Here is an 11,970-nt window from a genome sequence, read left to right on the forward strand (position 1 = left end):
CGCGCAAGGATTTGAGTTTGAGCGCGCACGAGCAGCACACGATATCGGAAAATGGGACGGCCGTGGTCGAGCCGGCTGCTTCGAAGGCAGAGCGTTAGCCGGTGAACGTCAGCGCGTCGGCGGAACAACGCTCAGCTTCAGCAACGATGAATCGATTAAGCGCACGGCACGATTGCTCCGCTAACCGTTCGCCGCAATCCCACGGACCCGTGCAGTTTCACCTCTGCGACCCAGCAGCCAGATTCCCGCTGCAATTGGCGCCGCCGCCGCAGCAGCCAGATAGAGCGCCGCGGCAAAGCCACTGGCAAAGCTGGCATGCGCGGCCGACACCACCGTGGCCCTGAGAGCCGGCGGCAGATGCGCGGTGGCCTGCGCCATATCTCCCGCCAGCAGGCGCGACATGAAACCCGCGTCGAGCGCAGCGCTGATATCCGGCGTCATGGGCGTGCCCGCCACGAACACAGCGTGCGTGCGGGCCGCGAGTACCGCGCCCAGCACACCCACCGACGTGACGATGGCCGTGAAGCGCGTTGTCGTGCTGATACCGGACGCCATGCCGGTTCGATCCGGCGGCACGCACGCCATGATGGCCTTCTGCGTATCGCCATTCATGATCCCCGCGCCCAGCCCGGTTACGACCATGCTGAGCGCCACCAGCGCATAGCGTGCGTCGCCGGCGACCAGCGCCGTCAGCAGATTGCCGGCCGCGATCAGCAACAGCCCGCTCGACAGCAGGGCCATGCCCGACAAGCGCTTTGCGAGCGCCGCGCCGATGTACGGCCCGAGCACCATCGCCAGCGCGAACGGCAACATGCCGACGCCCGCCCTCACCGCTGACAGGCCGAATGCGTTCTGCAGATACAACGGCAAAAACGTCATCATCACCTGAGCGCAGGCAGCGTAGCCGAACATCGCGAGCACGGCGGCGACGAAGCGTGGCTGGCGAAACAGCGCAAGATCGACCATCGCATGCGCCCGCGAGCGTTGCACCTGAACGAATGCGCCAAACAGCAGCACGCATGCCACGAGCCTGGCGCCGGTTGTCCAGCTCGCAAGCCCGTCGGCCGGCACCTCGATCAACGCCCAGATACCGAGCGCAAGCGCAAGGCCGAACAGGATGCTGCCGGCGGCGTCGAGCGGACCGGGCTCGGGATTGCGCGACTCGCGAATCGAGCGCAACGCGCACCACGCGAGGACGGCGCATACGGGCAGATTGAGCAGGAAGATCCAGCGCCAGCCGAGCCATTGGGTAATCACGCCGCCGACGAGCGGCGCCACCGTCGTCGCAAGGCCCATGCAGGTGCCCCACACGGCCCATGCCCGCACGCGCGCGGGTCCTTCGTGGAAGGTGTTCGCGATCACGGCGAGCGCGGCGGTGAGCAGCATCGCGGCGCCGGCGCCCTTGACCGCGCGCGCCACGTTCAGCATGGCCGCCGACGGCGCCGCCCCGCAACCGAGCGACGCCAGAAAGAACAGCGCGAGCCCGAGCAGCAGCATCCGCTTACGGCCGACGCGGTCGGCCAGACCACCCGCGGGCAGCAGACACGACGCGAAAGCGACCATATACGCGCTGACCACCCATTCCACATCGGCAAAACTCGCGTGAAACGAGCGTGCAATCGACGGCAACGAGACGGCCACGACGTTGGTATCGAGCACGATCAACGCACAGGTCGCCGACGCGGTGGCCAGCACGAACGCGGGTTGACGGGTTTTGAGTCTTTGGAGTCTGACGACTGCACCGGCAGTGCGGGACGGGGGGACGTGGATGACATACAGGCAGGTGGCGTCGAATCGAAGTCATACGATGGTAGCGACGCATCTATTGCCTGTCATTGGCATAGAATCACAAAATAATTAGCTCCGGCGGAAATACCGAAAACCATGCGAAAGCTCGAACTCCGCCATATTCACGCATTCGTTTGTGTCGCGAAGCATCTTCACTTCTCCCGCGCCGCGGATGAATTAGGCATCGCCGCCCCAACGCTAACCAAGCTGATCCAGGAAGCGGAACGGTTGCTCGGTGTGCGGCTCTTTCATCGCACCAAGCGGTCGGTGACATTGAGCGCGGCCGGCAGCGCCTACCTCGCCGAAGCGCTCAGCGCGCTTGACCACCTCGCGCGCGGCGAAGAGCGCGCGATTCTCGCCGAGCGCGGCGAGTTGGGCAGGATCGAAGTCGGCTACGTCGCTTCGGCTGCCTATGCGGGCGTATTGCAACGGGCGGTCGGCGGCTTTCGCTCCAGGTATCCGGGCGTCGATGTCTCCATTCGCGAGGTGCCGATGGACGGCGCGGCCGAGATGCTGCGCGATGGCCTGCTCGACGCAGCCTACGTCCGCCCGCCGATGCCACTCGTCGACGGTATTCAGACAAGCACCGTGCACCGCGATACGTTCGTCCTCGCGCTGCCGGAAAATTGCGCACTCGCCCGTTTACCCCACATTAAACCCGCGCAACTGCACGATCAGTGTTTCGTGCTGCCGGAACAGGAAGCCGGTACCTTCGAAGTCGCACGGCGCGGGCGTTTTTCGCCGCGGCTCGGGTCACGTCCCGGCACGCTCGCGGCGGTGTTGGCCTGCGTATCGCTAGGCGGTAATGTGGCGGTCGTACCGCATACCCTCGCTGATTGCATCGCGTTGCCGGGCGTCGTCTACCGAGGCATCGCCGGCAAACCTATCGCCTCGGAAATTGCCATTGCCTATCGAAAGTTCGAACGGGCGCCGGCTGTGCGGGCATTTCTCGAGTTCGCGCAGGGCAGCTAAAACCGCCCGCGCTACCCTCGCGCCACCTTTCGTTATATCCTCTCGAATATCACGGTATGCTTTTGTGCAGCGCGGCAACTCGCCCGCCGATCGCGTACGACGAAGCGAAACAAGCAAGCAGGAGCCAGCAGCAGTGCCTAGTCGACCCACATTGCGACCCACCTCGTCCGACCCGGCGGGGCGCCGCCCGAAAGAACTTCCGTCGACTATCGTCGCGGTGAAGTCGGCGTCCGAACGTGGCCGCGCCGAACTGATCCGCGACGTCGTCGATGCTTACCGGCGCCTTTACGGCAGCGTGCAGCGTTTCGTGCTGATGCTGGCTGGCGACCAGTTGAACTTCGCGTCGGTGGGCACGTCGGGCTCGCACTCATTGAACCAGTTGCTGTCGATCCTGGCCGAACAGGCCAAGGCGGCGGGTTTTGCCCGTCTGCGCGATCTGAAAGCTTCGATCGAAGAAGCGCGCTCGGCCGAGCAACTTCGCGACGCGATCTTCTCGGATGCGTTCAGCAACGACCTGGCCGCGTTACGCAAGGTGGTGGCGGAACTCGAACGGCTCGATACCGCGTTTATCGGTCTGTGCGTTGGGCATGTTCTGGATCAGCATGCACGGGCAGCCGGCGGCGCAGAGCCGACCGTCGTCCGTCGTGCCGCCGGCCGCACCACCGCGGCAGCTCCCGCCACCGGTGCTGCCGCTGCTTCTGCCACGGTTTCTGCCGCCGCTTCTGCCACGATCACTCAGCGCAAATCACGCGCTGAGCGGACGCTCGTCCACCCGAACGACTAATTCGTCATTGCCGCATATGAACGTTTTCTTTTGCCGATCGCTATATCTTTTCGAATATATCGCCAGCAGCGCCTGCACGGCGCGGATGTCCAGCAAGCACGTTCAATCAGCCTGACGCCAGATCCGGATTTGAGGTCCTCATGCACACACCGCCGTTTCGTCTCGCCCAGCCTTCGCGCCTCAAACTGTCCGGCGACGAGCTTGCCGGTACCGGCTTGCGCGTGGCCGATCCGTGCTGCACGCCCGCCAAGGTGTCGTTCTCGAACACCAAACGGCGCGCGCGCCTCGCCGAGCTCGATGGCCAACTGCATTGCTCGATCATCGGCACCTGTCTCAGCACGCACGAACTGCGCAAGCTGGTGCCTAAATTCACTGGCCTCGATCGCCGGGACGCGAGCGATCTGGAGATTCATCACTCGGCCGTCGAACTCGCGATCGATGGCGGCGCGGGCGCCAAAGCCTTGCACAAGTTGCTCGACGAGCACTATGCGGCGGCGATCCGCCGCTTCGACAAAGCCGCCGACGACGTCGCGCTGCTGAAGCTCTGGGACGAAGCGCTGAAAAGCGGCGAGATCCCGCCTGCTTACTGGGCTTTGATGACGCATCCGTGCGCGACCCTGCATGTGCGCCAGAAAGCGTTCGGCGAATTGCACATGCTGTCGCATCTGGTCGGCGCGGCGAATCGCGCGGACATCCACAGGCTGGTTGCGCTCGAAGCGGAAAACGCCGAGTTGAAAGAGAAAGTCGAGCGGCAGCAAAGCCGCTTGCAGGAAATCAGCACGCAGCGCGACGCGGCGATCGCCGCGCTCAACGAGCAGATCGCACAACTCACCGCCGTGGCCACGCGCCAGACGACGGCGGATCCTTCCGATCTGGAAGCGGAGATTTCGAGGCTGCGCGACAAGCTCGCCGACAGCGACCAGCGGGTGGCGCTGCATACGAGCCGCCGCGAGGCCGCTGAACAGCGCACGCTGCAGGAACAAGGCGCTGCACTCGCGTTACGCAAGAGCCGTGATCAGGCGTTGGCGCAGCTCCTGTTGGTGCAGAACGAATGCGACGCGCTGGAACGCGCGACGGTGGATGCTGGGGACAACAGCAATGGCGCGCAGACGCGGCAAGTCAGCCTCGACAGCGTGCGCGGTAAACGGATTGTCTACGTGGGCGGCCGCCCCGGCTCGAATGCCGCGCTCAAGCGGCTGGTGGAGGCCGCCGGTGGCGATTTCGTGGTGCACGACGGCGGCGTGGAAGACCGCAAAGGTCTGCTTGCCGCCGCGCTGCCGGGCGCCGATATCGTCGTGTTTCCGGTCGACTGCGTCGATCATGATTCGATGAATACGCTCAAGCGGGTGTGCGAGCGCCATCAGATCGACTATCACCCGTTGCGCACGGCAAGCGTGGCGAGCTTTGTCGAATTGGTGGACCGGCTGCGTCCCGAGCATCTTGCCCAGTTGGGCAATCCGCCGCCCTCGGCGTTTTGTCTGCGCCACGGCTGAGCTGTGAGTAAGGCCGTGCTCAGGAACGAATCAGCCTGGTCAACTCAGCGATCTGTTTCGCGCAGCTTCGTTGAGCCTCGACTTCGACATCGCGGTACAGATGAATGATGCGTTCGCCGACCGGCGTCAGCGTACAACCGCCGCCGCTTTGACCGCCCTGCTCCGAGTGCGTGGCCGGAGTTTTCAGCGAGCGGTTCAGCTCGTCGATCAGCAGCCATGCACGCCGGTACGACATGCCGAGGCTGCGCGCCGCAGCCGAGATCGAGCCGTATTCGCGCACGGCCTCCAGCAGTTCGACTTTGCCCGGCCCGAGCGCAACAGCGTCGCCGCTGCGGATGCGCATTCTGAAGCGCACTTCGGGGCGCGGTTTCGCGGATTTTGTCGCGGGGCTTGGTTTGGTTTTCACGGTATCAGCCATGCGCGAAAGCATACACGAACCGCTTCGCGCTGCCATCCTGGCTGAATGGCCTTCAGGGGTGGCCGGGAAAGCAATGCCCATAGTCTTCGCAGCCCGGACAACCGGGCGCCGGGCCAGGCTCAAGCCCTAAGGAAAGCGCGCGTTGCTGAGCAAGGAATTTCTTCCAGCGCAGATTATCGACATTCAGCAGCACGAGCGCGGGGAAATAGCGCGTCAGCATCCATGTGACTTCTTCCCGGCCCGCAAGACCGAGGTCGCGCCACAGGTGATCCGGCCGCAAGCACGCATGAGCGATGATTGAGGCGAGGCAGCGCACGTCGTTCGTGTCGACGGCGGCGCTGGCATACGTGAGCAGCAGCGCATGCAGCGTTTCGACGAATGTCGCGTGTTCGCTGGTGTCGACGGGTGGCAATCCAGGCAAGGATGCAAACACGGGCGCAGGTGCGTGCACAAAGTGCCGCTCCAGTAGCGCGCGCCACGCGGGCTGAGGCAACCCAAGCAGGGTGAGTTCGTCCCGGACGTCGCGCGCGGCAATCAGCCTGGCGAACAATTGCGTATCGGGTGAGACGGCGTCCGTGGCTGCGGCGAGCCACTTCGCCGTGCGCTCGGCAACCCGCGCATCGAGCGACGCAAACAGCGGTTCGCGGCTAGGCGCGGCAGGTTCCGCAACAGGCGAAAGCGGTTCGTCAGACATGGCGGCGGCACGATGAAGAAAATCGAACCATATTACGCCCGTCATTCGAATCACCTACGCCAAAGGCTTCAAAACATGCGCCTCGATACGCGCGAGCCGTTTGACGTGGCGTGGCGCGGGCAGAATGTCCGAACCGGAAAACAGAATCGGCGCACCGTCTTCAGCATTTAGCGCGCGGCCATCGCATTCGTAAGCAACCAGCACGTTCTCGCCGACCGGCGTGTTGAACAGTTCATGCCACGAGAATGTCACGACGTAGCCATCGTGCCCCACCGCCACGAACACCGTACGCTTGAACTCGCCCGGCACCTCGTTCGGCAAACCCGCTTCCGAGATCAAGGTCGTCAGACGCACACCGCGGTACGGCTCAACGCTGCGGATGAACCGATTCGTCGTGTAGCAACGCAGATCGAATGGCCTGGCTAGCACGCTTTCGTAACCCTTGAGCCGCTCGAGGTCCAAAGACAGCGTCCGCTGGAACCGTCCGCTCAGGACGAGCGCACTTTCGACGGCAGGCGCGGCAATCACATTCACACTATCCATACGCGGTTATCTCCAGCATTGAAGCCTGAGCAGCTTGTTCACTCGTTATTTCCGTGTGTATATTACGCTGCGATGGCCGCCTCGGTGCAAAACCGCATCGATACGCAATATATCGCCAGGCATATCGGCCACTCCGCCGGCGTCGTCCACATCTATTGACCACACGGCGCGCGCAGCGACCCACAACGCAATGCGATGGCGTCGTAATATAGCGCTCTTAATAACGTACCGGGGTTAATCGCATGATTCGCAAGCTGCTTGCTTCTTTCGTGGTCGTCGCCGGCGTGGCGACGGTCGCGCCCGCCTTCGCGCAGGACGACACGGTCAACGTGCTGTACGCCGGTTCGCTCGTCAATCTGATGGAGCGCAGCGTGGGGCCGGCCTTCGAAAAGGCCACCGGCCAGCACTTCCGCGGCTACGCGGCGGGCTCGAACAAGATCGCCAACGAGATCAAGGGCAAGCTGCGCCGCGGCGACGTGTTCATCAGCGCGAGCCCGAAGGTGAACACCAGCCTGATGGGTCAGGCGAACGGCGACCACGTCACGTGGTACGTGAACTTCGCCGAATCGCCGTTGATGATCGGCTATAACCCGCAAAGCAAGTTTGCTGCGGACTTCAAGAGCAAGCGCTGGGATCAGGTGTTGCAGGAGCCGGGCATCCGTATCGGCCGTACCGATCCGAAGCTCGATCCGAAGGGTGCATTCACCGTCGAGATGATGACGAAGGCCGCGGAGCTCTACCATCAGCCGGACCTCGTCGAGAAGACGCTGGGCGACGCGGAAAATCCCGAGCAGGTTTTGCCTGAAGAAACGCTGGTGGGCCGCCTGCAATCCGGCCAGCTCGATGCCGGCTTCTTCTATTCGACCGAAACGTCCGACCTCAAAATTCCGGCGCTCCGTCCGGCGCCCGAATTGCAGGCCAAAGCGAGCTACACGCTGACGATCCTCAGCGATGCACCGAACCATGCGGGTGCGAGCAGCTTCGTCGACTTCCTGCTGAGCGCGCAAGGCCGCGCGTTGCTCAAGCAACACGGCGTGGACGTCATCAAACCGACCGTTACCGGCAATGTGCAAGCCATGCCGCCTTCGGTGCAAGCCGTGATCGACGCCGCGCAATAAAGCGGTGGAACAGGCGGTGAAACAGGCGGTGAAGCGCTCCGCCGCGCGACCCCTGCTGTGGCTCGCCGCGCTGCTTGCCGTCTATTTGTGCGCGCCGTTTATCGCGAGCGTGCCGCAACTCGGCGCGGCCGATTGGCCGAATGTCGATTGGCGCGCGGTGTGGTCGGCGGTCGGCATATCGGCGGCGAGCGCCAGCGTGGCCTCGTTCGTGATTCTGCTCGGCGGCGTGCCGCTCGGCTATTTTCTGGCGCGCTCGAACTCGCGCAAGATGGCGCTGCTCGGCTTCGTCGTGCAGTTACCGCTCGCGTTGCCGCCACTCACGAGCGGCGTGCTGCTGCTGTTTCTGCTTGGGCCTTATAGCTGGGTCGGCCGCTTCACCAGTGGGGCGCTGACGGATTCGTTTGCCGGCATCGTGCTCGCGGAAATCTTCGTGGCCGCGCCCTTCCTGATCATCGCCGCGAAATCGGCGTTCACCGCCGTGGACCCCGTGCTCGACGACGTGGCCGCGACGCTCGGCCATCATGCAAGCAGCCGCTTCTTCCGCGTAATGTTGCCGGTTGCCTGGCCGGCGATTCGCGCGGGACTTGCGCTGGCGTGGTTGCGTGCGTTCGGCGAATTCGGCGCGACGGTGATGGTGGCCTATCACCCCTATTCGCTGCCGGTGTACACGTACGTCGTATTCGGTGGCCTGGGCCTGCCGGCGATGATGCCCCTGCTGCTGCCGACGCTCGCGATTGCGATTGTCTGCGCGGCGTTGTCGATTTATAGCCTTCGGCAGAAAACCTCGTTTGAACAAACCGGAAACGGCGACGACGCGCTGGAACCCGGCACGGATCTGACGGCGAGCCGGGGCGAGACTTCCGACCTTCGCCTCGCCTTTCATTTGCAGCGCCGCTTGGGCGCGTTCGAACTCGACATCGCATGGGCGCCTGCCACACGACGGCTTGCGATCATCGGCCCGTCGGGCTCCGGCAAATCCCTCGCATTGCGTCTGATTGCAGGGCTCGAATCCAACGCAGCCTGTTCCGTTCGACTCGGCACAACTGACCTGAGCACACTGCCACCCGAGCGCCGCCAGATCGGTTACATGCCGCAAGACTACGGCCTGTTCCCGCATATGACGGTGGCGCAGCAACTCGCGTTTCCCGTCGACGCCGATGCAGCCAGCGCACGTTACTGGCGCGATCATCTCGGCCTCGCGCAACTGGTTGCGCGTCTGCCGCATCAGTTGTCGTTCGGTCAGCGGCAACGCGTGGCGCTGGCGCGAGCGCTCACGCGTCATAGCGAATTGCTGCTGTTCGATGAGCCGTTCGCTGCACTCGATACGCCGCGGCGGCGTCGTTTGCAACAGTCGCTGCGGGCGTTGCAGCGCGAGATTGCGGCGGTGACCATCATCGTCACGCACGATCCAGACGAAGCGGCTTTACTTGCCGACGAGGTTCTGGTTGTCGAACAGGGGCGCGTGCTGCAGGCGGGTTCCATCGATGGGGTGTTCGAACGGCCGGCTTCGATGCGGGTTGCCGAATTGCTCGGTTTGCACAACGTCGGCGAAGGTTTGATGACTCTGCCTGGGCGAGTCGAGATTGGCAATGAGTTGGCGATCGCGACCGGTGATAGCGGTTTTGCCATTCCTGCCGGGCAACGGGTGATGTGGCGCATCTCTTCCCACGCCGTGGCTATTTCGGCCGATGGCGCCTATGCCGGCATGGTCGACGCGGTCGAGTTACGGCGCGGCGAGCGGTATGTCCGTCTGAATATCGCGGGGGTGCGCTTCGATATCGCGAACGAAGATGCCCGGTTGCGAGAAGGCAGCCCTTGCCGGATTGATATTGACGGTTCCGGCGTGTCGGTCTGGATTGTGAGCTGACGCGTCGTTTGGTTTAGCTCTGGCAGCGGCATGACGGCCCGGCCTCCGCCGTTGCCGGAAACAGACATCCGTCTAAGCCTCACCCGCGTGAGCCCTCTTCCGGACTTCGGAAAACGCCATATCCACGAGCAGTTTTCCAGAATCGAAAACGGTGACGAGCGCCTCGTCCCAATCCCCTTCAACAGTGCGGTCATCCCACACCACCGGCAACGTCACCGTCCGATACTCGCCTGTGTGACGGTTCACCAGCAACGTAAGCCGCCCTTTCATCGACCGCTTGCCTGCATCCGTGACCGGGTCCTTGTGTACGTCATGCCATTCATCCCCAAGCCGGATGGCCGAACATTTCATGGCGAACCGCTGTGTATCGCGGTTGATCTGCTGCAACAAAGCGCCCCCCATGCCGAAGACGATGTTGTCGGCCGCAAAGCCGGCCTCATCCATGCCCGCCAGGATCGCCTCGATCGAATCCGGATTCACGCCATCGCCCTGAATCACGCGCACGTTGTTGAGCACGCGCCGCCCCTTGCCGTTCACCGTCGAACCGAACGACGCCTCGAGCGCCCGCATGGTCTGCAGGACAATCGTCAGCGGATCGCCGGAATCAGGCCGGATCACGAGCGTGCCACCGGAGTCGAGCACCGCCTGCTTCAACGTCGTGCCCCATGCCTCGAGCGCGGCGAACAGGTCGTAGGAATCGGACACCACCGAAACGATCGCCCCCGGCTTGCCGAACTTCTCGATCATGTTGCGGAATGCGTCGGTTTCACGCTCACGCCCCCACGACGTGATCGTGCTGTGCTCCGCTGCCGGCACCGAAAACGCCGCCATCGGCTCGTTGTAGTAGTGGTTCGCCGCAACCACGCCAAGCACCGTGTCCGAGCCCATGAAGCTGACAAGATGCGCGGAACCGCCAATCGCCGCCGACTCCGCACTCGACACACCGCGCGCGCCGAAATCGTGCAGTTTGAATGGCAATTGCGCGAGGTCGTCGCTGCTTTTCTCCAGATAAGCACGAATGACTTTGCGCAGATGCCAGCTTTGCGTCGCGACCGTAATCGGATACCACACGCGCATCAGCATCGTTTCCAGATACGAGGCCAGCCAGAACACCCGCGGATCGTCGCATTCGACCGTAACCAGAACGTTGTGCGTGGGCACGACCGAGCCTTCCGGCACCGCGCGAATCCGCACCGGCAGATAGCCGTCGTAGTGTTCGACGATGTAACGCCAGCCGGCTTCGTGGAACGGCTCGCCATGCGCCGTGAAAAACGCCTTCGCCTGCTCGATCATCGCGGCGGTAATGGGGCGGCACAGATACTCCTTGATCAGCATCTGAAGGCCAAAGAACAGCGTGCGGTCATAACGTCCCCCGCGCGACTCGATGTATGAAAACATCGCCGACGCTTCCGGCGGATATTGCAGGTAGTGCGACGCCTTGTACGAATCCGTGTTGAGGATCGGATTGGACAGGATCGACGCCATGTCGATGAACGGATTTATATCGTTTTGCATGGATAATGTTGCGCTCGTGCGGATCGCTCAAAGGTAATCAGGCGGGTTGGGTTTTTGCCGTTGATCGCGGCTCATTGCGGCTTGCACCGTAAGAATAACTACACGATACACCGTCAAAACACGCCCGGAATCACCCTGAACCGCACCTTACCTCTGTACGTCCGATACCGCTCGTCGTCGGACAGGAGCCGCTCCTCCCGCACAATGCGTCCAACCTGCAGCGCAAACTGGCATCCGTAGACGATCACGTTCTGAATCCCGAAGTTCGCCAGCAAAAAACCGACGTCCGTCACGAAATACCCCAGGTACATGGGATGGCGCACGAACCGGTAAGCCCCGCGGGAAACAACCCCGCGATTGGCGGGCAAAATGCCAAACGACCTGCGCAACGACACCTTCGCGAACAATTGCCAGAAAATCCCCAGCAATTGCAACGACGCGCCGGCCGTCTCTGGAATAAGTTGAGTGCCGGGCGAAAGCCGCACAGCAAGAAAATAGAACGTGCCGCCCACCGAGCAGATGAAAGCGAAAGGCGTCCAGTCACGGTGGATGGGCACCCGCGCAAATAGCGACAACCCCAAGGTCATGAACGCACTTACCACGAGCAGCAGCAAGGTGATCCGTGTGGGCGCGGCGAGCCATTGCTTGACCGCCGCGTAAGTGAAGATGCTCAACATGAGCGCCGCGGCAGCGCGTGCGAGGATTTCGGTCAACGCCTCGCGTATGCCGCCAGCCGGCGTCAGGTCATCTAGATCGTCTACGCGAGGTACTGCGCCCG

At 63.1% G+C, this 11,970-nt stretch carries 11 protein-coding genes; 5 read left to right on the forward strand and 6 right to left on the reverse strand.

The features are described 5' to 3' along the window. Window positions 1-180: 180 nt before the first annotated feature. Window positions 181-1,695, reverse strand: a complete 1,515-nt coding sequence (locus tag M0D64_RS16940) for an MFS transporter (protein ID WP_266258574.1) — start codon at window positions 1,693-1,695, stop codon at window positions 181-183. A gap of 189 nt (window positions 1,696-1,884) precedes the next feature. Here M0D64_RS16940 and M0D64_RS16945 point away from each other — a divergent pair, with 189 nt between their 5' ends. The 3 genes from M0D64_RS16945 (at window position 1,885) to M0D64_RS16955 (ending at window position 5,037) form a co-directional block, all read left to right on the forward strand. Then, entirely contained in the window at window positions 1,885-2,760 is an 876-nt protein-coding gene (locus M0D64_RS16945) for a LysR family transcriptional regulator (protein ID WP_266258575.1), read from the forward strand. A 133-nt stretch (window positions 2,761-2,893) separates the two neighbouring features. Further along, window positions 2,894-3,544: a hypothetical protein gene (locus M0D64_RS16950; protein ID WP_266258576.1), complete on the forward strand. Its 651-nt coding sequence runs from the start codon at window positions 2,894-2,896 to the stop codon at window positions 3,542-3,544. A gap of 140 nt (window positions 3,545-3,684) precedes the next feature. After that, the gene (locus M0D64_RS16955) at window positions 3,685-5,037 is read left to right on the forward strand and encodes a DUF2325 domain-containing protein (protein ID WP_266258577.1); all 1,353 of its coding nucleotides are present in this window, start codon (window positions 3,685-3,687) and stop codon (window positions 5,035-5,037) included. A 19-nt stretch (window positions 5,038-5,056) separates the two neighbouring features. Here the strand turns inward: M0D64_RS16955 and M0D64_RS16960 are convergent, their stop codons facing one another. From M0D64_RS16960 to M0D64_RS16970, 3 genes are all read right to left on the reverse strand, one after another. Further along, complete coding sequence (locus M0D64_RS16960; protein WP_266258578.1) at window positions 5,057-5,455, reverse strand: winged helix-turn-helix domain-containing protein; 399 nt, start codon at window positions 5,453-5,455, stop codon at window positions 5,057-5,059. Between the two features lie 52 nt (window positions 5,456-5,507). Continuing rightward, the gene (locus M0D64_RS16965; RefSeq protein ID WP_266258621.1) at window positions 5,508-6,092 is read right to left on the reverse strand and encodes a nitrogen fixation protein NifQ; all 585 of its coding nucleotides are present in this window, start codon (window positions 6,090-6,092) and stop codon (window positions 5,508-5,510) included. A 111-nt stretch (window positions 6,093-6,203) separates the two neighbouring features. Further along, window positions 6,204-6,692 carry a molybdopterin-dependent oxidoreductase gene (locus tag M0D64_RS16970; RefSeq protein ID WP_266258579.1) on the reverse strand — a complete coding sequence of 163 codons (489 nt, stop codon included), beginning with the start codon at window positions 6,690-6,692 and terminating at the stop codon, window positions 6,204-6,206. A 242-nt stretch (window positions 6,693-6,934) separates the two neighbouring features. Between M0D64_RS16970 and M0D64_RS16975 the strand changes: the two genes are divergently transcribed. Further along, window positions 6,935-7,810 carry an extracellular solute-binding protein gene (locus M0D64_RS16975; RefSeq protein ID WP_266258581.1) on the forward strand — a complete coding sequence of 292 codons (876 nt, stop codon included), beginning with the start codon at window positions 6,935-6,937 and terminating at the stop codon, window positions 7,808-7,810. Window positions 7,811-7,838: 28 nt separating this feature from the next. Continuing rightward, window positions 7,839-9,677: an ATP-binding cassette domain-containing protein gene (locus M0D64_RS16980; protein WP_266258622.1), complete on the forward strand. Its 1,839-nt coding sequence runs from the start codon at window positions 7,839-7,841 to the stop codon at window positions 9,675-9,677. 72 nt (window positions 9,678-9,749) lie between these two features. Here the strand turns inward: M0D64_RS16980 and M0D64_RS16985 are convergent, their stop codons facing one another. Both M0D64_RS16985 and M0D64_RS16990 read right to left on the reverse strand, forming a co-directional pair. After that, the gene (locus M0D64_RS16985) at window positions 9,750-11,192 is read right to left on the reverse strand and encodes a nicotinate phosphoribosyltransferase (RefSeq protein WP_266258582.1); all 1,443 of its coding nucleotides are present in this window, start codon (window positions 11,190-11,192) and stop codon (window positions 9,750-9,752) included. Between the two features lie 113 nt (window positions 11,193-11,305). Then, window positions 11,306-11,869 carry an isoprenylcysteine carboxylmethyltransferase family protein gene (locus tag M0D64_RS16990; RefSeq protein WP_266258623.1) on the reverse strand — a complete coding sequence of 188 codons (564 nt, stop codon included), beginning with the start codon at window positions 11,867-11,869 and terminating at the stop codon, window positions 11,306-11,308. Window positions 11,870-11,970 lie beyond the last annotated feature (101 nt).

This window comes from Paraburkholderia sp. WS6 (assembly GCF_030464835.1).
GTDB lineage: Bacteria > Pseudomonadota > Gammaproteobacteria > Burkholderiales > Burkholderiaceae > Paraburkholderia > Paraburkholderia madseniana.

What these genes read in the sequence shown, in the direction of transcription:
- M0D64_RS16945 (WP_266258575.1), top strand. Translation starts at nt 1,885, where the DNA reads ATGCGAAAGCTCGAACTCCGCCATATTCACGCATTCGTTTGTGTCGCG.
- M0D64_RS16955 (WP_266258577.1), top strand. Translation starts at nt 3,685, where the DNA reads ATGCACACACCGCCGTTTCGTCTCGCCCAGCCTTCGCGCCTCAAACTG.
- M0D64_RS16960 (WP_266258578.1), bottom strand. Translation starts at nt 5,455, where the DNA reads ATGGCTGATACCGTGAAAACCAAACCAAGCCCCGCGACAAAATCCGCG.
- M0D64_RS16970 (WP_266258579.1), bottom strand. Translation starts at nt 6,692, where the DNA reads ATGGATAGTGTGAATGTGATTGCCGCGCCTGCCGTCGAAAGTGCGCTC.
- M0D64_RS16975 (WP_266258581.1), top strand. Translation starts at nt 6,935, where the DNA reads ATGATTCGCAAGCTGCTTGCTTCTTTCGTGGTCGTCGCCGGCGTGGCG.
- M0D64_RS16985 (WP_266258582.1), bottom strand. Translation starts at nt 11,192, where the DNA reads ATGCAAAACGATATAAATCCGTTCATCGACATGGCGTCGATCCTGTCC.
- M0D64_RS16990 (WP_266258623.1), bottom strand. Translation starts at nt 11,869, where the DNA reads ATGTTGAGCATCTTCACTTACGCGGCGGTCAAGCAATGGCTCGCCGCG.